This window comes from Streptomyces triculaminicus (genome assembly GCF_017349075.1).
Classification (GTDB): domain Bacteria; phylum Actinomycetota; class Actinomycetes; order Streptomycetales; family Streptomycetaceae; genus Streptomyces; species Streptomyces triculaminicus.
The window spans coordinates 288329-309084 of the sequence record NZ_JAFMOF010000005.1 but is presented as its reverse complement, the minus strand read 5'-3'; the positions used below and the strand labels follow the sequence as shown (position 1 = coordinate 309084).

Sequence of the window (20756 nt, the reverse complement as noted above, 5' to 3'; positions counted from 1 at the left end):
GCTGCGCGGCCCGGTGACGGCACAGCATGGCAGGGGTCGGGCCGTGGCGCGAATCACCTGGCAGGGTTCTTTCCCCTCCCTGACATCCCGGTAGATTCAAGCTTCCGACGACCCAGTCTGAAACTTGTTCTAGATTAGCGCGACCCGTTACGCTCCGGCGGAACAGCCAGCGAGAAGGAGGCCGGAGTGACCGCTGAGGCCACGGAGGCATCGCTCACGCGAGACCGCAGCCTCCGGGACGAGGGCGGCAGCGGCGACGGCGACCGTCCCCTGCGCATCGCGTTGCTCACCTACAAGGGCAACCCCTTCTGCGGCGGTCAGGGCGTCTACGTACGCCACCTCTCGCGCGAACTCGCCCGGCTCGGCCACAGCGTCGAGGTCATCGGCGCCCAGCCCTACCCGGTGCTGGACGACGACGCCGACGCCGCCCCCGGCTCGCTGCGCCTGACCGAGCTGCCCAGCCTCGACCTCTACCGCCAGCCCGACCCCTTCCGCACGCCCCGGCGCGAGGAGTTCCGCGACTGGATCGACGCGCTGGAGGTCGGCACCATGTGGGCCGGCCGCTTCCCCGAGCCGCTGACCTTCAGCCTGCGCGCCCGCCGCCATCTGGCCGCGCGCCGGGGACAGTTCGACGTCATCCACGACAACCAGACCCTCGGCTACGGCCTCCTCGGCGGCCCCGGCGTCCTCGGCGCCCCGCTGGTCACCACCATCCACCACCCCATCACCGTCGACCGGCAGCTGGAGCTCGACGCCGCCGAGGACTGGAAGCGCCGCGCCGCCGTGCGCCGCTGGTACGCGTTCACCACGATGCAGAAACGTGTCGCCCGGCGGCTGCCGTCCGTGCTGACCGTCTCCGGCTCCTCCCGCCAGGAGATCGCCGAACACCTCGGGGTGCGGCAGAGCCGCATCCACGTCGTCCACATCGGCGCCGACACCGGCCTCTTCTCGCCGGATCCGGCCGTCCCGGAGAAGCCGGGCCGCATCGTCACCACCTCCAGCGCCGACGTGCCGCTCAAGGGCCTGGTGCACCTCGTCGACGCGCTCGCCAAGGTCCGCGCCGACAGCCCCGACGCCCACCTGGTCGTCGTCGGCAAGCGCGCCGAGGACGGCCCGGTCGCCTCGGCGATCCGGCGCCACGGCCTCGAGGGCGCCGTCGAGTTCGTCAAGGGCATCAGCGACGCCGAGCTCGTCGACCTCGTCCGCTCGGCCCAGGTCGCCTGCGTGCCGTCCCTGTACGAGGGCTTCTCCCTGCCGGCCGCCGAGGCCATGGCCACGGGCACGCCGCTGGTGGCCACCACCGGCGGCGCCATCCCCGAGGTCGCCGGCCCCGACGGCGAGACCTGCCTGGCCGTCCCCCCGGGCGACCCCGACGCGCTGGCCGCCGCCCTGGGCCGGCTGCTGGGCGACCCCGGCCTGCGGCGCCGCCTGGGAGCGGCGGGGCGTGAGCGCGTACTGGCCAGGTTCACCTGGCGGCAGGCGGCGATCGGGACGGTGGAGCACTACCGCCGGGCGGTCGCCCACCGGGCAGCGGGCCGGCTGGGCACCGCCGGATGACGCCGCTGGGGGCCGCTCGCCGTCGAGCCGGACGGCACGGGCGGTACCGAACCGGCCGTAACCCGAACCGCATCCGCATCCCGAACCCGGACGAAAGTAAAAACCCGTGCTGACCGTCGATTTCTCCCGCTTCCCGCTCGCCGCCGGCGACCGTGTCCTCGATCTGGGGTGCGGCGCGGGGCGGCACGCCTTCGAGTGCTACCGGCGCGGCGCCCGGGTCGTCGCCCTCGACCGCAACGCCGAGGAGATCCGCGAGGTCGCCAAGTGGTTCGCCGCCATGAAGGAGGCCGGCGAGGCCCCCGAGGGGGCCACCGCCACGGCCATGGAGGGTGACGCCCTCGCCCTGCCGTTCCCCGACGACAGCTTCGACGTCGTCATCATCTCCGAGGTCATGGAGCACATCCCGGACGACAAGGGCGTGCTCGCCGAGATGGTGCGCGTCCTCAAGCCCGGCGGCCGCATAGCGATCACCGTCCCGCGCTACGGCCCGGAGAAGATCTGCTGGGCGCTCAGCGACGCCTACCACGAGGTCGAGGGCGGCCACATCCGCATCTACAAGGCCGACGAGCTGCTGGGGAAGATGGCGGAGGCCGGCCTCAAGCCCTACGGCACCCACCACGCGCACGGCCTGCACAGCCCGTACTGGTGGCTGAAGTGCGCGTTCGGCGTCGACAACGACAAGTCGCTGCCGGTGCGCGCGTACCACAAGCTGCTGGTCTGGGACATCATGAAGAAGCCCGCAGCCACCCGCGTCGCCGAGCAGCTCCTCAACCCCGTCATCGGCAAGAGCTTCGTGGCCTACGCCACCAAGCCGCACCTGCCCGCGGGCGCCGCCGAATGACCGCGTCCAGCCGGGGCCCCGGCCGCACCGAACGCCTCGTCCTGGCCGGCGTCCTCACCGCCGAGCAGGCCGCCGGCACCGTGGCCGGCATCGCCGCCGTCCAGCGCCCGGACGGCGCCATCCCGTGGTTCCGGGGCCACCACCTCGACCCCTGGGACCACGTCGAGGCCGCCATGGCCCTCGACGCCGCCGGCGAACACGCCCGCGCCGAGGCCGCCTACCGCTGGCTCGCCGACCACCAGAACCCGGACGGCTCGTGGTACGCCGCGTACGCCGACGGCGACGCCGACGAGCCCACCGACCTCTCCCGCGAGACCAACTTCGTCGCCTACGTCGCCGTCGGCGTCTGGCACCACTACCTCTCCACCGGCGACGACGCCTTCCTGGACCGCATGTGGCCGACCGTCTACGCGGCCGTCGAGTTCGTCCTCGCGCTCCAGCAGCCCGGCGGCCAGATCGGCTGGAAGCGGGAGTCGCCCGAGGACGGCGGCCGCGACGTCGCCGACGCCCTGCTGACCGGCTCCTCCTCCATCCACCAGGCCCTGCGCTGCGCCCTGGCCATCGCCGAGCACCGCGAGGAACCGCAGCCGGACTGGGAGCTGGCGGTGGGCCTGCTGGGCCACGCGATACGCCACCACCCCGAGCGGTTCCTGGACAAGAGCCGCTACTCCATGGACTGGTACTACCCCGTCCTCGGCGGCGCCCTGACCGGCCCGGCGGCCAAGGAGCGCATCGAGGAGCACTGGGACGACTTCGTCGTGCCCGGCCTCGGCGTCCGCTGCGTGCTGCCCAACCCCTGGGTGACGGGCGGCGAGAGCTGCGAACTGGCCCTCGCGCTGTGGGTGATGGGCGAGTCCGACCGGGCCGTGGAGATCCTCCAGTGGATCCAGCACCTGCGCGCCGAGAACGGCATGTACTGGACGGGCTACGTCTTCGAGGACAAGGCCGTCTGGCCGGAGGAGCTCACCACCTGGACGGCCGGCTCCCTGCTGCTGGCCGTGGCGGCGCTCGGGGGCGACGAGGCGACCACCGCCGTCTTCGGCGGCGAGCGGCTGCCGGCCGGCCTGGAGCCGGAGTGCCCGTGCGGCGGATCGGGCCAGGGGCCCTCGGCCTGCCGCCGGTGACGGACGACGACGCATCGGCCCGGTGACAGGGCACGGGGCACGGCCGCGGGGCACGGGCCGCGGGGCGGTGGGGCGTAAATCACCCGCCGCCCCGGCGGCCGTAAATCTAAGGTGACGTCATGACCCTTCTGAGCCACGAGCGTTACTGCCGAGAGATCATCGTCCAGAACGACCTGGTGCGCGCCGCGCTGCGCGGCGCGGACCTCTCCGCGACCGTCCCGACCTGCCCCGACTGGACGCTCACCCAGCTCGCGCTGCACCTGTCCGGCGCCCACCGCGGCGTCGCGGAGATCGTGCGCAACCGCGTCACCGAGTTCACCGTGCCGAACGACGTCCCCGGAACCGAGGGCGACGGGTCCTGGGACGCCGACACGCTCGACGCCTGGCTCGCCGAGGGCGCGCGGATGGTGGCGGAGGCCCTGGCCGAGGCCGGGCCGGACGTCCATGTGTGGACCTTCGGACGCGAGCAGAACACCGCGTTCTGGGCGCGCCGGATGACGCACGAGACGGCGATGCACCGGGCCGACGCCTTCGCGGCCGTCGGCGCCGACTACACGCTCGACGCGGAGGTCGCCGCCGACTGCCTCGACGAGTGGCTCGAGATCATCAGCACCCCCCAGGCCCTCGCGTTCAAGCCGGAGCTGGTCGAGATGGCGGCCCCCGGCCGCACGCTGCACCTGCACGCCACGGACACGGACGCCGGCCTGAACGCCGAGTGGCTCATCGACTCCACCACCGCCCCCCTCACCTGGCGCCGGGCGCACGAGAAGGCCGCCGTCGCCGTGCGCGGCACGATGAGCGACGTCCTGCGGGTCGTCTACCGCCGCCTGCCGGCGGACGGCCCCGGCGTCGAGGTCCTCGGCGACCGCGAGGCCCTCGACGCGTGGCTGGAGAAGGCCTCCTTCTGACGGCCGTTCACGGCCTACGCCCTACGCGTTGAGCTCGGCCAGCACGCGCAGGGTGGCGGGGTCCGGCGCCGTGACGAGGAGATCGGTGACCGGGCCCGCGCGCCACATCTCGAGGCGCTCGGCGAGGCGTTCGCGCGGGCCGACGAGGGAGATCTCGTCGGCGAAGGCGTCCGGCACGGCCTCGACGGCCTCGTCCCGGCGTCCGGCCAGGAAGAGCTCCTGGACGCGGCGCGCCTGGCTCTCGTACCCCATGCGCCCCATCAGGTCGGCGTGGAAGTTGCGGGCGGCGTGGCCCATGCCGCCGATGTAGAGGGCGAGCATCGTCTTCACCGGCCGCAGGCCCTCGGCCGGGTCCGCGCACAGGCGGGCCTGGACCATGGGGGCCACCATGAAGCCCTCGGGCGTGCCCTCCAGCGCCCGCTCGTACAGGTCCGTGCGCGTCGGCGACCAGTACAGCGGCAGCCAGCCGTCCGCGATGCGCGCGGTCTGGGCGACGTTGCGGGGGCCCTCGGCGCCGAGCAGCACGGGCAGGTCGGGGCGCAGGGGGTGGGTGATCGACCGCAGCGGCTTGCCGAGCCCGCTCGCGCCGGGTCCGTCGTAGGGCAGCGGGTGGAAGCGGCCGTCGAGGGTCACGGGCGCCTCGCGTCGCAGCACCTGGCGGACGATGTCCACGTACTCCCGGGTCGCCGTCAGCGGGCTCTGCGGGAACGGGCGTCCGTACCAGCCCTCCACGACCTGCGGGCCCGACAGGCCGAGCCCGAGCAGCAACCGGCCGCCGGAGAGGTGGTCGAGGGTGAGGGCGTGCATGGCCGTGGCGGTGGGCGAGCGGGCCGCCATCTGGGCCACCGCCGTGCCGAGCGCGATGCGGCCGGTGTGGGCGGCGATCCACGCCAGGGGGGTGAAGGCGTCGGAGCCCCAGGACTCGGAGGTCCACACGGAGTGGTAGCCGAGCCGTTCGGCCTCCCGGGCGAGGTCCAGGTGGCGGGCGTCGGGCCGGCGGCCCCAGTAGCCGAGCGCGAGACCGAGCCGCATGGCGGACCTCCCCATAGCTGACTGTGCGTCAGATGGAGGGACCGTAGGCCCGCGCTCGCCGGCCCGGCAAGAGGGCAGGAGGGCGAGGGGACCGGTGACACGACGGCGGCCCGCCGGGATGAACCCGGCGGGCCGCCGTACGGGAAGCGGGGCGTCGCTCAGCCGCGCTGGATGCCCGTGGTGTCCTGCAGGACGCCGCGGCGGCCGTCCTGCGTCTGCGCGATGAGCGCCGGACCGCGCTGGTCCACCGCCAGGTACCACGTGCCGGGCGCGAGCTCGGCGATCGGGGTGGGGGAGCCGTCCTCGGCGTAGAGGGGACGGTTCACCGGCACCGCGAACCAGAACGGCGTGAAGTCGCCGCCGGCCGCGGGCTGGGCCGAGGCCTCCGGCTGCGGGGCGGGGGCGCCGCCGTCCACCTGCGGCTGGACCTGCGTCGGGCCGGGCTGGCCCGGCTGGGCGCCGTACGGCTGGGGGCCGGCTGCGCGCCGTACGGGGACGGGGCGGCGGGCTGCTGCATGCCGGCCTGGCCGGGGTAGCCGTAGCCCTGCTGCTGCGGGGCGCCGTACGGGGACGGGGCCTGCGGGGCGGCCATCAGCGGGGCCTTGAGCGCGGGGTGCGCGGGGTGAGCACGGCGACCGCGGCCAGCACCAGGTTGGCGATCAGCGCCAGGATCTGGCCGACGCCCGGGGAGACGGCGTCGACGTCCGGGCCGCCGAAGATCGTCCACAGCGAGGACCACGCGGCCGACACGGCGAGGACGGTGCCCCACGCGTCGAGGCCGAGGCCGAGGACCTTGCGCCCCTCGGGCTGGAAGCGCGCGGCGACGATCAGCGCGGCGGCGACGATCCCGGCGAGGAAGATCGACGGCAGTACGGGGAAGAGTTCAGGCTTCCAGCCGATCGGCTCCTTGGGGCAGCCGATCGAGTTCTGCCCGCAGTCGTACGAGCGGAAGCTGAGGAACGAGGCGATGAACAGCAACACCGCTGCTCCGATCACCCCGCCGTCGCCTCGAGTGAGGGAGCGGATGTTCACCTAAAATCCTTTGTCAGTGCTGTCAGTAATCGTCGCTGTCGCCGGACGTGAGATGCCGGGGCGCGCGGGCGCGGGGGTGGCGGCCACCCATCGTACGGCGAACCTATCGCCTGGCCGCCCTGGGCGTCTTCTTCGTATCACCCTCGTGACATCGGCCGTGGCCTGCCGGTACTTACCCGTGCAGGAAGTCCGTAATGCCGTTCGCGATACCTTGCGCCGCCTTTTCGCGCCATGTCTCGTCGGTGAGCTGCGCGGCGTCCTGCGCGTCGCGCATATTGCCGCATTCGATGAAAACCTTGGGAATCGTCGAGAGATTGAGGCCGCCCAGATCACCGCGCGTGTCCAGGCCGCTGCCCTCGCCGATGTAATTGGAGGGCGCACTTCCGGTTGACTGGACGAACTTCCCCGCGACCCGCGCCCCCAACTCCTTCGACGGGCCGACGATGGACGAGGTGTCCGCCGCGCCGCCGTGCACGGATGCGGGCAGGATCACATGGAATCCGCGCTGGCCGGGAGCCGCGCCGTCCGCGTGGAGGGAGATGGCCGCGTCGCCGTGCGCCTTGTTGCCGATGTCCGCCCGCTCGGTCACGCACGGCCCGAACGGCCGGTCGCCGTCGTGCGTCAGCACGACCTTGGCGCCGCGCTCCTGAAGGATCTTGCGGAGCCGGTGCGCGAGGTCGAGGCTGAAGGCCGCCTCCGTGTAACCGGAGTTGGTCTCGGTGCCGGTGGTGTCGCACTCCTTGTGGCCGGTGCCGATGTCGACCTGACGGTTGATCTCGGCGGTGTGCTCGTTGTTACGGGAGTTGTGGCCGGGGTCGACGACGACCACCTTGCCCTTGAGCGGGCCGTCGGCGGCGGAGGAGTCCGCCGCCTCGGCCGAGGGCATGGGCGAGGCGGACGCGGACGCGGCGGCGGACGGCGACTGCGACGCCTGCTCCGGCTCCGGTCGCCGCGTACGGTCCGCGGCGCCGGCCGAGGACGCGCCGGCCGCCGGAACGCCCTTGCCGGCGGCCCGCTCCTGCGCGCCGCCGTCCGAGCAGCCCGCCAGGCCGGCGGCCAGGAGCAGCGTCGCCGCTCCGGCCGCGAGACGCCGGGACATAGGGGTACTGCTGCCGTGGGACACGCGGGCGAGCCTAGCGTCGCCGCTCAGATCCCGAGACCCGTACGCCGCAGTACGCGCAGCGAGTGCGTCACCGAGACCTCCGTGAACGCCCCGGACGCGAGCGCCCGCAGATACACGCGGTAGGGGGCCTGGCCGCCGTCGGCGGGGTCGGGGAAGACGTCGTGGACGACCAGCAGCCCGTCCGGCGCCACGTGCGGCGCCCACCCCTCGTAGTCGGAGGTGGCGTGCTCGTCGGTGTGCCCGCCGTCGATGAACACCAGCCCCAGCGGCGCCCGCCACACCGAGGCGGCCTGCGGGGAGCGCCCGACCATGGCGATGACGTGCTCCTCCAGCCCCGCCCGGTACAGCGTCCGGCGGAACGTCGGCAGCGTGTCCATCCGACCCACGCCCGGCGCGTCGTCCACGACCGACGGGTCGTGGTACTCCCACCCCGGCTGCTGCTCCTCGCTGCCGCGGTGGTGGTCGACGGTCACGGCCACGGTCCCGGCCGCGCGGGCGGCGTCGGCGAGCAGGATCGTCGAACGCCCGCAGTACGTGCCCACCTCCAGCAGCGGCAGCCCCAGCCGCCCCGCCTCCTCGGCGGCGGCGTGGAGGGCCAGGCCCTCGTCCAGCGGCATGAACCCCTTCGCCGCCTCGAAGGCGGCGAGTATCTCGGGCTTGGGCGCCATGGTCGTCCCCGTCCTGCACGTGCGTCGGCTGTGGCTTGGCAAGGACACATGCTGCCGTACGCGCTCCGGCGGGCCGTGGGCGGGGCGGCCGGGGCCGCCCCGAGCCGCACCGGCCCGTCGGGCACGCCCTACAGCCAGCCGTTCTGCCGTGCCGCGCGCACCGCCTCCATGCGGTTGCGGGTGCAGGTCTTGCCGATGGCCGCCGACAGGTAGTTGCGCACCGTCGCGGGGGAGAGGTGGACCTTCGCCGCGATGTCGGCGACGGTCGCGCCGTCCACCGCCGCGGCGAGGACGTCGCGCTCGCGCTGGGTCAGCGGGTTGGGGCCGGCGCTCAGGGCGGCGGCCGCCAGGGCCGGGTCGATGACGCGTTCGCCGGCCAGGACGCGGCGGATCGCGGCCGCCAGGTCCTCCACCGGGCCGTCCTTGACCAGGAAGCCGGAGGCGCCCGCCTCCATCGCGCGGCGCAGATAGCCGGGGCGGCCGAAGGTGGTGAGGATCAGGACGCGGCAGCCGGGCAGCCGCGAGCGCAGGTCGGCGGCGGCGTCGAGGCCGCTGCGGCCGGGGAGTTCGATGTCGAGGAGGGCGACGTCCGGGCGGACCTCGAGGGCCTTGGGCAGGATCTCGTCGCCGTCGCCCACCTGGGCGACGATCTCCAGGTCCTCCTCCAGGCCGAGCAGCAGTGCCAGCGCGCCCCGCATCATCCCCTGGTCCTCGGCCAGCAACACCCTGGTCAGTTCGCTGTGCACGCGGCTCGCCCCTCCTCGTCGTTGTCGTCCACCGGAAGCTCCGCCACGAGCCGGAACCCGCGCCGTCCGTCCGGGCCGGAGGTCAGGGAGCCGCCCGCGGCGGCCAGACGCTCCGTCAGGCCCTTGAGGCCGTTGCCCCCCGCACCGGCCGTTTCCGGTGCCGACCCTACGCCGCGGCCGTCGTCGGTGATCTCCAGATGGACGCGGTCCGTCTCGCCCCGCACCTCGATCACGCACCGCGCCGCCCCGCTGTGCCGTACGACGTTGGTGACCCCCTCGCGCACCACCCACCCCAGCAGCGTCGCCGTCTGCGGCGGCAGTACGGGCCCCGACTGGCGGATGTCCACGGTGACGCCGGACGCGTCGAGCACCGAACGGGCGCTCTCCAGCTCGGTCGTCAGGCCCCCGGCCCGGTAGCCGGTCACCGCCTCGCGTATCTCGGTCAGCGCCTGCCGGCCCACCGCCTCGATGTCGGCGGCCTGGCCCAGCGCCGCGTCCAGGTCGCGCGGCGCGAGCCGGCGCACCGCCTCCGCCTTCACCACGATCACCGACATGGTGTGGCCGAGCAGGTCGTGCAGGTCGCGGGAGAAGCGGAGCCGCTCGCGCTCGACGGCCGCCCGCGCCAGCTCCTCGCGGGTGGCGCGCAGTTCGGTGACCGTCTCGGAGAGCCGCAGGACGGCCGCGGTCACGAGGCCGGACAGGATGGTCCCGTAGCCGGTGCCCATCGAGTCCTCCCAGCTGCCGTGGAAGCCGGCGATGACCCCGGACGACCCGGCGAAGCCGAGCACGGCGAAGCCGAGCAGACGTTGGTCGCGCAGGCGTTCGCCGCGCAGGACGACGCCGGCGGCGAGCGAGAGGATGGGGAAGCACAGCAGCCAGTCGCCGCCGTAGCCGATGGTCAGGGCGTAGGTGACGACGGTGAGGCCGAGCAGGAGCAGACGGGGCGTGCGCGTCGCGAGACGGTCGCGGTCCAGGCCGAGCCAGACCGTGGCGATGTAGAGGCCGGCGAACGCGACGACCCCGGCCCCACCGAGCCATGGCAGCGGCAGCTCGCCGCACACGAGGTCCTGCACATCGCCGGTGATCATGAACAGCCAGGGCGCGAAGGCGTACTTGCCCGGTGGTCTGTAGCGTGCGACGTCGTCCTCGGCGGTTCCCCGCCCCTGCTTCTTTCCCATGCAGGAAATCCTAGGAAGCCGAACGGGGCGTGGTCAGAAGCGATTGTCCCTGGCCATCCATGACATTTGTCTTCCCCCGTCATCGGAGATCGGCTATACACGGGGCCGTAGAACGCGTTCTAGTCGCCGGTCAGACAGGAGCACACCCCTCCATGCCCATCGACCCCGCCCGGGCCGTCGCCGCCGCGCCGCGGACCGTCCCCCTCGCCTGGGACCACAAGGACGTCCTGCTCTACCACCTCGGCGTCGGCGCCGGCACCCCCGCCACCGACCCCGGCGAACTGCGCTACACCCTGGAGAGCCGGCTCCATGTGCTGCCGTCCTTCGCCACCGTCGCCGGTGGCGGGATGGCCCTGGCCGGCGGCCTGACGGCGCCCGGCATCGACGTCGACCTCGCCGCCGTGCTGCACGGCGGACAGTCCGTCACCGTCCACCGCCCCCTGCCCGTCCGCGCCACCGACGCCACCCAGACCTCGCGCGTCGCCGCCGTCTACGACAAGGGCAAGGCCGCCGTCATCGTGCTGCGCGCCGACGTCGCCGACCCCGACGGGCCGCTGTGGACGTGCGTCAGCCAGATCTTCGTCAAGGGCGAGGGCGGCTTCGGCGGCGAGCGCGGCCCCTCGGGCGGGCAGGAGCGGACGGCGACCCCCACCACACCGCCCGACGTCACCGCCGACCGCCCCCTGCGCGAGGACCAGGCCCTGCTCTACCGCCTCTCCGGCGACTGGAACCCCCTGCACGCCGACCCCGACTTCGCCCGGCGCGCCGGCTTCGACAAGCCGATCCTGCACGGCCTGTGCTCCTACGGCATCGCCCTCAAGGCGGTCGTCGACACCGTCCTCGACGGGGACGTCGCCCGCGTGCGCGCGTACTCCACCCGCTTCGCCGGCGTCGTGTATCCCGGCGAGACCCTGCGGGTGCGGATGTGGCGCGACACCCCCGGGCCCGGCCGGATCCAGCTGACCGCCACCGCCGTCGAGCGCGAGGACGCGCCGGTGCTGACCGACACGGTCGTCGAGTACGCGTAACCGTCCCAGGACCCCGCGAAGGGAGCTCCGTCATGCGCGCAGCCGTACAGCACAGGACCGGGCAGGAGGCGCTCGACGTCTTCGACGACGTCGAAGCCGTCGGCTTCGGCCCCGGCAAGGTCAGAATCCGCGTACGGGCCGCCGGACTGTGCCACTCCGACCTGTCCGCGATGTCCGGCGTCCTCCCGCAGAACGCCCCCTTCGTCCCCGGCCACGAGGGCGCGGGCGTCGTCACCGAGGCCGGCCCGGGCGTCACCGAGTCCACCGGCCTCAAACAGGGCGACCGCGTCCTCGTCTGCTGGCTGCCGCCCTGCGGAAGCTGCGCCTCCTGCCGGCGCGGCCAGGGCCAGCTCTGCCTCGCCTCGCTCCGCAACTCCGGCGTCCCCAACTTCCGGCGCCGCACCACCGACCTCTACGGCTTCGCCGGCACCGGCACCTTCGCCGAGGAGATCGTCGTCGACGCCAACTGCGCCGTGCCGATCCCCGACGACGTGCCCTACGAGGTCGCCGCCCTCATCGGCTGCGGCGTCACCACCGGCCTCGGCGCCGCCCTCAACACCGCGCGGGTGGCGCCCGGTTCCACGGTCGCGGTCATCGGCTGCGGCGGCGTCGGCGTCTCCGTCATCCAGGGCGCCCGCGTCTGCGGCGCCGCGCAGATCGTCGCCGTCGACCCCGTGGAGGCGCGCCGCGAGGCCGCCCTGCGCTTCGGGGCGACCGAGGCCGTCGCCCCGGAGGCGCTGGCCGACGCCAGACTCAAGGTCACCGGCCGGGAGGGCTTCGACTACGTCTTCGAGGTCGTCGGAAAGTCCGTCACCGCCCGCACCGCCTACGAGGCCACCCGCCGCGGCGGCACCCTGTGCATCGTGGGCGCGGGCGCCCTGGACGACCACCTGAGCCTCAACATGTTCGAGCTGTTCTTCGACGAGAAGAAGATCCTGCCGTCCCTCTACGGCGGCGGCGACGTCCTGCGCTCCTACGAACGCGCCATCGCCCTGTGGCGGGCCGGCCGCGTCGACCTCGAGGGCCTGATCACCCACCGCGTCCCGCTCGCCCGCATCAACGACGCCATCGAGCAGATGCGCACGGGCGAGGCGCTGCGCACCTGGGTGACGATGTGACGCCGCCCCCGACGCCGCCCCCGGGGGAGAGCCCCGTCTCCCTGCGCGGCAGGACCGCCGTCGTCACCGGGGCCGGGCGGGGCCTGGGGAGGGCCGAGGCCCTCGAGCTCGCCCGTCTGGGCGCCGCCGTCGTCGTCAACGACCACGGCCGGCCCGGCCGCGACGGTTCGGGCGAGGCCTCGCCCGCCCCCGCCGAGGCGGTCGTCGAGGAGATCCGGGCGGCGGGCGGCCGGGCCACCGCCCACGTCGGCGACGTCGCCGACTTCGAGCAGGCCCGCGCCCTGGTCCGTACGGCCGTCGACACGTACGGCTCCCTCGACGTCCTGGTCAACAACGCCGGCATCCTGCGCGACCGCATGGTGTTCTCCATGGCCGAGGACGAATGGGACGCGGTCATCCGTGTGCACCTCAAGGGCCACTTCAACACCACGCGTTTCGCCGCGGCGCACTGGCGGGAGCGCTCCAAGGCCGCCGGGGGAGCCCCGGTGTACGGACGGATCGTCAACACCTCCTCGGAGGCGTTCCTGGCGGGCTCGGCCGGACAGCCGAACTACGCGGCGGCCAAGGGCGGCATCGTCGGCCTCACCACCTCCACGGCGCACGCGCTGCGCAGATACGGGGTGACGGTGAACGCGATCTGCCCGCGGGCGCGGACGCGGATGACCGAGGACGTCTTCGCCGCCGTCCCCGCCGGCGGCGGGGAAGACCCGCTCGCCCCCGAGCACGTCTCCCCTCTGGTGGCCTATCTGGCGTCGCCGGCGGCGGGGGAGGTGACCGGCCAGGTCTTCGTCGCGCACGGCGGGATGGTGGCCGTCATCGGGCGGCCGACGGTGGCGGCGTGCTTCGAGGCGAAGGAGGAGCGCTTCGGCGTGGAGGAACTGGCGGCCGTCCTGACCCCTTATCACCTGGGGTGTCGGGACGAGGGCTTCGCGGCGCCGGAGGTGCTGGGGCTCAAACGCCGGACGGGCCCCTGAAGGAGCCCGTCCGGAGTGTGAGGTGCTGCGGTCAGTTCGCGTCGGCGCGGCGGTGCTTGCCGTGGGCGGGGGCGCGGTTCTCGTCCGGGGCGGCCGGACCGCGGTGCCTGCCGGCGCCGGCGGATGCGGCCTGGGCGGACGCCTCAAGGGGACGCGCCTCGGTCGTGTCGGTTCGGGCATCGGGCATGGGGAAAGTCACTCCGTGGGATGGGGATGCGTGCTCTGCGCGTCGGGGCCACGGCAGTGGCGCATGGCGTCACAGACATCACCAGACGTCAACACGCTTGCCACGCGCGACCGTTCCGCTCACCTCGGTTCACCCGGGTGCCCGTCCGGTACCGCTGCGCGACCCCCGGCCGAGTCTAACGGGACCTTGATCAACGAGCCACCCGCGCCCGATCGCGTGTCCGCCATGTCCCCCGTTATGACGTACGGGCGCAGGGCGCCTGCTGCAACGGCACCGGCCGGGGCGCCGGCACGGCCGCCGGCTCGCCCTCCTCCGGGTCCGCGGCGTCCTCGCACGCGGCGTCCTCCCCGGCCTCGCCCGGCATCACCGGGGTGCCGTCCTCCGACAGTCGCAGCCGGGCCAGACCGCAGGGGACGCCGGGCGTGACGAACGGCAGCCGCAGCTCGCCGTCCGCCGTCCACAGCCCCGCGCCCGCCAGCCACCCCGCCGGCCCCGGGAACTGCTGCAGCCGCTTCCTTCCCGGCCGCCACACCCCCACCCAGCTGCCCGCGGCCCGGTCGACCCGGAACGCCACCGAGCAGCCCTCCGGTGACAGCCCCTGGCCCGGCTGCGCGGCGAACGGCGTCAGCGAGGCGTCCGGCGGTAGCAGGCACTCCGGGAAGCGCACCGGCCGGGCCGAGCCGAGCACGCCCCACCCCAGCCGGTCGACGCCGGGCGCGTCGGACCGTACGACCAGCAGGCCGCTGTCCGGCTCGGCCAGCAGCAGCCGGTCGTTGCTCTTCTCGGTGATCTGCAGCAGCGGGCTGGTCTCCCCGCCCCGGCCCAGGTCGACGACGACGGCCTTGGTCAGGCCCTCCAGCTCCCGGTCGAGCGCCAGCAGCCGGCCGGACCGATCCAGCCACGCCCCGCCCTCGCAGTGCCCTGGCACCGTCGCCAGCAGCTCCGGCCCGCTCACCCCGCCGTGGACGCGCCAGAGCGTGGTCTGCTCCTCGCCGTGCACGAGCGCGTACGCCGACGTGCCGTCGGGGGCGGGCGGCAGGAGGGAGAGATACGGGCACTCGATGGCGCCCAGCGGCAGCTCGCCCGTGCCGGGGCCGGCGGGATAGAGCAGGGAGAGGGCGTACCGCTCGGCCACCCGGCGGCGGATCAGCACCCGGCCGTCGGACAGCGGCAGGACCTCGCTGTCCGGCTCCTCGGGCTGGCCGCCGGGCAGCGACACGGCGTAGGGCTCGGGGCCGTCGAGCGTCCAGCGCTCGGGGAACCAGCCGTCGGTGCCGTGGCCGAGGGCCAGCCAGGCGGCGTACGAGCCGTCGACAGTGACCGTGAACGCCGTACGTCTCATGTCCACCGGCGACGCGCCCCGGGAAGTGCTTTGCGGGGCGCTCTGGGTGTCATGGGGAGCACAGACCGTCATGAGAAACGTCACCTCCGGCACTGAACGTAGTTATCGCGCCTGCGGCTCAACCCTCCGACGCCCGCTGCTTCACGCGTACGGGTGGCGGTTTTCCGGTTCGGTGCGCGTGCAGGGGGCGGTTGTGCTGCGCGAGGACGGCATGTTTAAAGTGCGACTAAGGCAAGGCGAACCTAAGTAGCGCGAGATGTGGCTGACCGGCGCTCTTGACGTCGCCTTGACCACCACCCCACCTCTGCACCACTCCCAGGAGTCCCGATGACCCTCCGCCGCCGCGGCACCGCCGCCGCAGCCCTGTCCCTGGCCGCCGCGCTCGCTCTCACGGCGTGCGGCTCGTCCGGCGACGCGGACGACACGGCCGGCAAGGACGGCGGCGCGGGGTCGAAGTCCGTGGCGCAGGGCGGCAAGGACTTCGGCAAGGCGGCCGAGGCGACCGCGAAGCTGGGCACCGACGCCAAGCCGGGCCAGTTCCCGCGCACCATCACCCACGCGCTCGGCAGGACGGAGATCAAGGCAGCGCCCAAGCGCGTCGTCGTCCTCGACGTCGGCGAGCTCGACAACGTCGTCTCCCTCGGCATCAAGCCCGTCGGCTGGGCCCCCAGCGAGGGCAGCCAGGACATCCCCGAGTACCTCAAGAAGGACGTCGGCGAGCCCAAGAGCGTCGGCACCATCAACAACCTCAACCTCGAGGCCGTCAACGAGCTCAAGCCCGACCTGATCCTGGGCAGCAAGCTGCGCGCGGAGAAGAACTACAAGGACCTCTCCAAGATCGCCCCGACCGTCTTCTCCATCCGCCCCGGCTTCACGTGGAAGGAGAACTACCTCCTCAACGCCGCCGCTCTGGACAAGACCGCCGAGGCCAAGAAGCAGCTCGAGGCCTACGAGACCAAGGCGAGGAAGCTCGGCGCCGACCTCGGCGCGAAGAAGCCCACCATCAGCATGGTGCGCTACCTGCCGCAGTTCACACGCCTGTACGCCCGGCAGTCCTTCATCGGCACCATCCTCGAGGACGCCGGCCTGCCCCGCCCGAAGATCCAGCAGGCCGACAAGCTCGCCGTCGAGATCAGCCCGGAGAACATCGACAAGGCCGACGGCGACTGGATCTTCACCGGCGTCTACGGCGACCCGGACAAGACCAAGCGGAACGCCGCCGAGGACAACCCGCTGTGGAAGAACCTCCAGGCGGTCAAGGACGGCCACGCCAAGCCCGTCAAGGACGAGACCTGGTACCTCGGCCTCGGCGTCACGGCCGCCAACAGCGTCCTGGACGACCTCCGCGGCTTCCTGGTGAAGTGACACGCGCGAAGCGACCGGCGGACGTCCCGGAAGCAAACCCCTGAAGTAGGGCAGCAAGCGTCAGCGAACGGCGGGCACGGAGGAAGGTAGCCTTTCCTCCGTGCCCGTACTGTCTGAAGTCATCGCCGCCCTCGAAGCCCTCTGGCCCCCGGAGCGGGCCGAGCAGTGGGACGCCGTCGGTACGGTCTGCGGCGAACCCGAGGCCGAGATCGGCCGGGTCCTGTTCGCCGTCGACCCCGTGCAGGAAGTCGTCGACGAGGCCGTACAGCTCGGCGCCGACCTGCTCGTCACCCATCACCCCCTCTACCTGCGCGGGACGACGACGGTCTCGGCCGGCACCTTCAAGGGCCGCGCCGTGCACACCCTCATCAAGAACGACATCGCCCTGCACGTCGCGCACACCAACGCCGACAGCGCCGACCCCGGCGTCTCCGACGCCCTCGCCGGCGCCCTCGACCTGCGCGTCACCGGCCCCCTCGTGCCCGACCCGGCCGACCCCTCCGGCCGCCGCGGCCTGGGCCGGCTGTGCGAACTCGACCCGCCCATGAGCCTGGGCGAGTTCGCCGAGCGCGCCGCCAAGCGGCTGCCCGCCACCGCCCAGGGCATCCGCGTCGCCGGCGACCCCGAGCGCACCATCCGCACGGTCGCCGTCTGCGGCGGCTCCGGCGACTCCCTCTTCGACCAGGTGCGCGCCGCCGGCGTCGACGCCTACGTCACCGCCGACCTGCGCCACCACCCCGCCTCCGAGGCGCGGGCGCACAGCCCGCTCGCGCTGGTCGACGCCGCCCACTGGGCCACCGAGTGGCCCTGGACCGAGCAGGCCGCCGCCCAGCTCGACGAGATTTCCGACCGCCACGGCTGGGGCCTGCGCACCCACGTCTCGCGCACGGTCACCGACCCCTGGACCGCCCACGCGGCGTCGTCCGCCCCCAACCACCACTAATCAGGAGCCTCCACTGAACGCCGCGCCCGCCGACCAGATCCGTCTTCTCGATCTCCAGGCCCTCGACGTCCGCCTGACGCAGCTCGCCCACAAGCGGAAGAGCCTGCCCGAGCACGCCGAGATCACCTCCCTCGAGGGCGACCTCACCCAGCACCGCGACCTGCTCGTCGCCGCGCAGACCGAGGAGAGCGACTGCGCCCGCGAGCAGACCAAGGCCGAGCAGGACGTCGACCAGGTCCGCCAGCGCGCCGCCCGCGACCAGCAGCGCCTGGACTCCGGCGCCGGCATGTCCCCCAAGGACCTGGAGAACCTCCAGCACGAGGTCGCCTCCCTCGCCAAGCGCCAGGGCGACCTGGAGGACGTCGTCCTCGAGGTCATGGAGCGCCGCGAGGCCGCCCAGGAGCGCGTGACCGAGCTGACCGGCCGCGTCTCCTCCGTGCAGGCCAAGGTCGACGACGCCGTCACGCGCCGCGACGCCGCCACCGCCGAGATCGACGCCGAGATCGCCGGCGTCACCAAGGAGCGCGAGATCGTCGCCGCCTCCATCCCGGCCGACCTCATCAAGCTCTACGACAAGCTGCGCACCCAGTCCGGCGGCGTCGGCGCCGCCCGCCTCTACCAGCGCCGCTGCGAGGGCTGCCGCCTGGAGCTGAACATCACCGAGCTGAACGAGGTGCGCGCGGCCGCCGCGGACACCGTGGTGCGCTGCGAGAACTGCCGCCGCATCCTGGTCCGTACGCCCGAGTCGGGCCTCTAGACAGCGATGGCGAATCGCTTCATCGTCGAGGCGGACGGCGGCTCCCGGGGCAACCCGGGGCCCGCCGGCTACGGCGCGGTGGTCCTCGACGCCGCGACGGGCGAGGCGCTGGCCGAGGCGGCCGCCTTCATCGGCACGGCCACCAACAACGTCGCCGAGTACAAGGGCCTCATCGCCGGGCTCGAGGCCGCCAAGGCCCTCGACCCGGACGCCGTCGTCCAGGTCCGCATGGACTCCAAGCTCGTCGTCGAGCAGATGTCCGGACGCTGGAAGATCAAGCACCCGGACATGAAGCCGCTGGCCGCACGGGCCCAGCGCGTCTACCCGGCCGACCAGGTCTCGTACGAGTGGATCCCGCGCGAGAAGAACAAGCACGCGGACCGGCTGGCCAACGAGGCGATGGACGCCGGCAAGGCGGGCCGGCAGTGGGAGCCGGGCGGCTCGGCCGCGGGCCTCGCCGTCGCGGCGCAGGCCGCCGTCCCGGCCGCCGAGCCGCTGGAGGAGCCGAAGGCCGTTCCCGTCGGCTGGGGAGCCGCGGCCGACCTCGGCGCGCCCACGACCTTCGTCCTGCTGCGCCACGGCGAGACCGCGCTGACGCCGCAGAAGCGTTTCTCTGGCAGCGGGGGCACGGACCCCGAGCTGTCGGAGGCCGGCCGTCGCCAGGCCGAGGCCGTCGCGGCGGCACTGGCCGCGCGCGGCACCATCCAGGCGATCGTCAGCTCGCCCATGCGCCGCACCCGGCAGACCGCCGAGGCCGTGGCCAAGGCCCTCGGCCTCGAGGTCCGCGTCGACGAGGGCCTGCGCGAGGCCGACTTCGGCGCCTGGGAAGGCCTGACCTTCGCCGAGGTCAAGGAGCGTCACCCCGCCGACCTGGACGCCTGGCTGGCCTCCTCCAAGGCCGCGCCCACCGGCGGCGGCGAGAGCTTCGCGACCGTGGCACGGCGCATGGCCGTCGCCCGCGACCGGCTGCTGACCCGGTACGCGGGCCGCACGGTGCTGCTGGTCACGCATGTGACCCCGGTCAAGACGCTGGTCCGGCTCGCGCTGGGCGCGCCGCCGGAGTCGCTGTTCCGCATGGAGCTGTCGGCGGCGTCGCTGTCGGCGGTGGCCTACTACGCGGACGGCAACGCCTCGGTGCGGCTGCTGAACGACACGTCCCACCTGCGCTAGCACCCGCCGCCCGGCCTGCCCGGGCGGACGTTCGAGGGGCCCCCGTCGTCCACGACGGGGGCCCTCGGCGTACGTACGTGCTGCTCGCGAGCGTCAGCGGTCGGTGAACGTCAGCGGTCGGTGGTGGAGGCGACCCACTCGCAGCCGGGGCACTCCCAGCGGTCCGGGTCGCCGATGCGCGGCGGCGTCATGTCGATGTCGCAGTGCGGGCACCGCACCACGATCGGCTCCACATGCCCGCACGTGCCGCACACCCACAGCGGGCCCTCGGAGTCGTGCTGGCGCCACGCCGTGCGCAGGCAGCGCCGGCAGCCGCTGGTGACGATCCCGGCCCCCCGGCTTATGACCGGCGGCTCGGGCGTGGTGTCGGCGTACTCGATGATCTGTGCCCTGATCCGGCCGTCGGTCGTATTGGCCATCCGGAGCAGATGTGCGACTCGCGAGCGTGCTTCGTCAACGAAATCGTTCATGGCGAGCAGCACGTTATCGCCCCGCCGGTCACCGGCGTTCACATCCGATCGGCGAACCGCCGGTCGGTGTTCGTCCAGGCCACGGCCACGGCACGGGCCGCCGCCGGTCCGGCCCCGCGCGGCGTGCCGCACGATCCCCCCGTACGGGTGACCGGCTCTCCGCCGCGACTGTTCCCAGTGCGGTACCCGCGCCCCGTAAGGGGCGCGGGGAACTGCGCGACCTGCCCCCACCGGCCCGCGGACGAACGCGAACGCACTCCCAGCGGAGCGCTCAGAGCTCGGTGACGACGACGTCGAGGGCGTACGGCTTTCCGGCCTTCGCCGGGGCGGCGTCCCCCTCGACGGCATAGCCCAGCGCGCGCAGCGCCTCCGCGAGCTCGGCCGGCGACGCGGGCTCGTACCCGGCGCTCAGCAGGTCCCGCACGAGCCGGCCCTTCGTCGCCTTGTTGAAGTGGCTGACGACCGACCGCTTCTCCACGCCCTGCACGATCCTCGACTGCAGCACCCGCACGGTCGCCGTGCGCTCCGCGAGCTCGCCCTTCGGCTTCCAGGCCGTGGCGTAGGCCGCCGACCGCAGGTCCAGGACCAGTCCGTCGCCCGCCGCCTCGGGCAGGGCCTCGGCCATGGGACCGCGCCAGTACGCGCCGAGCGCCCCCAGACCCGGCAGCCGGACCCCCATCGAGCAGCGGTAGGAGGGGATCGCGTCGTCGACCCGCACGGCACCCCACAGGCCGGAGAAGACGAGCAGCGACCGCCGCGCCGCCTCCCGCGCCGCCGGGGTCAGGGTGGCGAGGTCCAGTGCGTCGTAGAGGACGCCGGTGTAGATCTCCCCGGCGGGGCGGGTGGGCGCCGTCCGCAGCCCGGCGTTCTTCGCGATCTCGCCGCGCAGGCCCGGGCTCAGGCCCAGGACCTCGGCAGCCTTGTCCTCGTCCCCTGAGCACAGCTCCACGAGCTCGGCCAGCACCGTCTCCCGCGCCGGGCCCAGCCCCCGCAGGGACAGCGACCCGGCCTCGAGGGCCGGCCCGGTCCCACCGGCGGCCTTCCCCTCGGACGGCGGCAACAGCACGAGCACGTCGTTCTCCTTCACTACCGGGCTCACCACCCGGTTCACCACCCGCGGACACCGCTCACCGGTCCCGCCGCACGATCACGGCCGGAGCGGCGCACGCCCGGCCTCCGTGCACCCTAACGCC

At 73.7% G+C, this 20756-nt stretch carries 20 protein-coding genes and 1 pseudogene; 11 read left to right on the top strand and 10 right to left on the bottom strand.

All coding sequences use genetic code 11. The features are described from left to right. Positions 1-186 precede the first annotated feature (186 nt). The 4 genes from J1792_RS29730 to J1792_RS29715 all read left to right on the top strand — a co-directional run bounded on the left by J1792_RS29730 (position 187) and on the right by J1792_RS29715 (position 4430). On the top strand, positions 187-1557 hold the full coding sequence (locus J1792_RS29730) for a glycosyltransferase family 4 protein (RefSeq protein ID WP_207248587.1): 1371 nt from the start codon (positions 187-189) through the stop codon (positions 1555-1557). A 106-nt stretch (positions 1558-1663) separates the two neighbouring features. After that, positions 1664-2398, top strand: a complete 735-nt coding sequence (locus J1792_RS29725; RefSeq protein WP_086574864.1) for a class I SAM-dependent methyltransferase — start codon at positions 1664-1666, stop codon at positions 2396-2398. Continuing rightward, entirely contained in the window at positions 2395-3522 is a 1128-nt protein-coding gene (locus J1792_RS29720) for a prenyltransferase/squalene oxidase repeat-containing protein (RefSeq protein WP_207248586.1), read from the top strand. Before J1792_RS29725 ends, J1792_RS29720 begins: the two co-directional genes overlap by 4 nt. 119 nt (positions 3523-3641) lie before the next feature. After that, a complete protein-coding gene (locus J1792_RS29715; protein ID WP_207248585.1) occupies positions 3642-4430 on the top strand; it encodes a maleylpyruvate isomerase family mycothiol-dependent enzyme in 789 nt (262 codons plus the stop codon). Positions 4431-4451: 21 nt separating this feature from the next. Here J1792_RS29715 and J1792_RS29710 read toward each other — a convergent pair whose 3' ends face one another. The 6 genes and pseudogenes from J1792_RS29710 to J1792_RS29685 form a co-directional block, all read right to left on the bottom strand. Then, on the bottom strand, positions 4452-5462 hold the full coding sequence (locus J1792_RS29710; RefSeq protein ID WP_207248584.1) for an LLM class F420-dependent oxidoreductase: 1011 nt from the start codon (positions 5460-5462) through the stop codon (positions 4452-4454). 158 nt (positions 5463-5620) lie between these two features. Beyond that, positions 5621-6494, bottom strand: a pseudogene (locus J1792_RS29705) (DUF5336 domain-containing protein). Between the two features lie 172 nt (positions 6495-6666). Beyond that, positions 6667-7617 carry an N-acetylmuramoyl-L-alanine amidase gene (locus tag J1792_RS29700; protein ID WP_443742781.1) on the bottom strand — a complete coding sequence of 317 codons (951 nt, stop codon included), beginning with the start codon at positions 7615-7617 and terminating at the stop codon, positions 6667-6669. A 23-nt stretch (positions 7618-7640) separates the two neighbouring features. Next, positions 7641-8285, bottom strand: coding sequence for a class I SAM-dependent methyltransferase (locus J1792_RS29695; RefSeq protein WP_207248583.1), 645 nt, complete (start codon positions 8283-8285; stop codon positions 7641-7643). 128 nt (positions 8286-8413) lie between these two features. Beyond that, on the bottom strand, positions 8414-9019 hold the full coding sequence (locus tag J1792_RS29690; protein WP_086569120.1) for a response regulator transcription factor: 606 nt from the start codon (positions 9017-9019) through the stop codon (positions 8414-8416). Continuing rightward, entirely contained in the window at positions 9016-10209 is a 1194-nt protein-coding gene (locus J1792_RS29685; protein WP_086569106.1) for a sensor histidine kinase, read from the bottom strand. Before J1792_RS29685 ends, J1792_RS29690 begins: the two co-directional genes overlap by 4 nt. Positions 10210-10361: 152 nt before the next feature. On the opposite strand from J1792_RS29685, the gene J1792_RS29680 reads away from it, so the two are divergent. From J1792_RS29680 to J1792_RS29670, 3 genes are read left to right on the top strand one after another with little or no spacing between them, the layout of a single operon-like run. Beyond that, positions 10362-11237 (top strand): MaoC/PaaZ C-terminal domain-containing protein, encoded by an 876-nt coding sequence (locus J1792_RS29680; RefSeq protein ID WP_086569107.1) that lies wholly within the window; start codon positions 10362-10364, stop codon positions 11235-11237. A gap of 32 nt (positions 11238-11269) precedes the next feature. Next, positions 11270-12355, top strand: coding sequence for a Zn-dependent alcohol dehydrogenase (locus tag J1792_RS29675; protein ID WP_086569109.1), 1086 nt, complete (start codon positions 11270-11272; stop codon positions 12353-12355). Further along, positions 12352-13329, top strand: a complete 978-nt coding sequence (locus J1792_RS29670; RefSeq protein WP_207248582.1) for a 3-oxoacyl-ACP reductase — start codon at positions 12352-12354, stop codon at positions 13327-13329. Before J1792_RS29675 ends, J1792_RS29670 begins: the two co-directional genes overlap by 4 nt. Before the next feature lie 31 nt (positions 13330-13360). Here the strand turns inward: J1792_RS29670 and J1792_RS29665 are convergent, their stop codons facing one another. Next, complete coding sequence (locus J1792_RS29665) at positions 13361-13516, bottom strand: hypothetical protein (protein WP_179198861.1); 156 nt, start codon at positions 13514-13516, stop codon at positions 13361-13363. Positions 13517-13751: 235 nt separating this feature from the next. Next, positions 13752-14858: a hypothetical protein gene (locus J1792_RS29660; RefSeq protein ID WP_086569111.1), complete on the bottom strand. Its 1107-nt coding sequence runs from the start codon at positions 14856-14858 to the stop codon at positions 13752-13754. Positions 14859-15185: 327 nt separating this feature from the next. Between J1792_RS29660 and J1792_RS29655 the strand changes: the two genes are divergently transcribed. The 4 genes from J1792_RS29655 (at position 15186) to J1792_RS29640 (ending at position 19093) form a co-directional block, all read left to right on the top strand. After that, a complete protein-coding gene (locus J1792_RS29655) occupies positions 15186-16223 on the top strand; it encodes an ABC transporter substrate-binding protein (RefSeq protein ID WP_207248581.1) in 1038 nt (345 codons plus the stop codon). Positions 16224-16323: 100 nt separating this feature from the next. Continuing rightward, the gene (locus J1792_RS29650; RefSeq protein ID WP_086569115.1) at positions 16324-17166 is read left to right on the top strand and encodes a Nif3-like dinuclear metal center hexameric protein; all 843 of its coding nucleotides are present in this window, start codon (positions 16324-16326) and stop codon (positions 17164-17166) included. 13 nt (positions 17167-17179) lie between these two features. Further along, positions 17180-17923, top strand: a complete 744-nt coding sequence (locus tag J1792_RS35515; RefSeq protein ID WP_086569117.1) for a zinc ribbon domain-containing protein — start codon at positions 17180-17182, stop codon at positions 17921-17923. Positions 17924-17929: 6 nt separating this feature from the next. Next, on the top strand, positions 17930-19093 hold the full coding sequence (locus tag J1792_RS29640; protein ID WP_086569118.1) for a bifunctional RNase H/acid phosphatase: 1164 nt from the start codon (positions 17930-17932) through the stop codon (positions 19091-19093). 110 nt (positions 19094-19203) lie between these two features. Here J1792_RS29640 and J1792_RS34670 read toward each other — a convergent pair whose 3' ends face one another. Continuing rightward, complete coding sequence (locus tag J1792_RS34670) at positions 19204-19512, bottom strand: hypothetical protein (protein WP_242646807.1); 309 nt, start codon at positions 19510-19512, stop codon at positions 19204-19206. Positions 19513-19834: 322 nt separating this feature from the next. Beyond that, complete coding sequence (yaaA, locus tag J1792_RS29630; protein WP_086569122.1) at positions 19835-20635, bottom strand: peroxide stress protein YaaA; 801 nt, start codon at positions 20633-20635, stop codon at positions 19835-19837. Positions 20636-20756 lie beyond the last annotated feature (121 nt).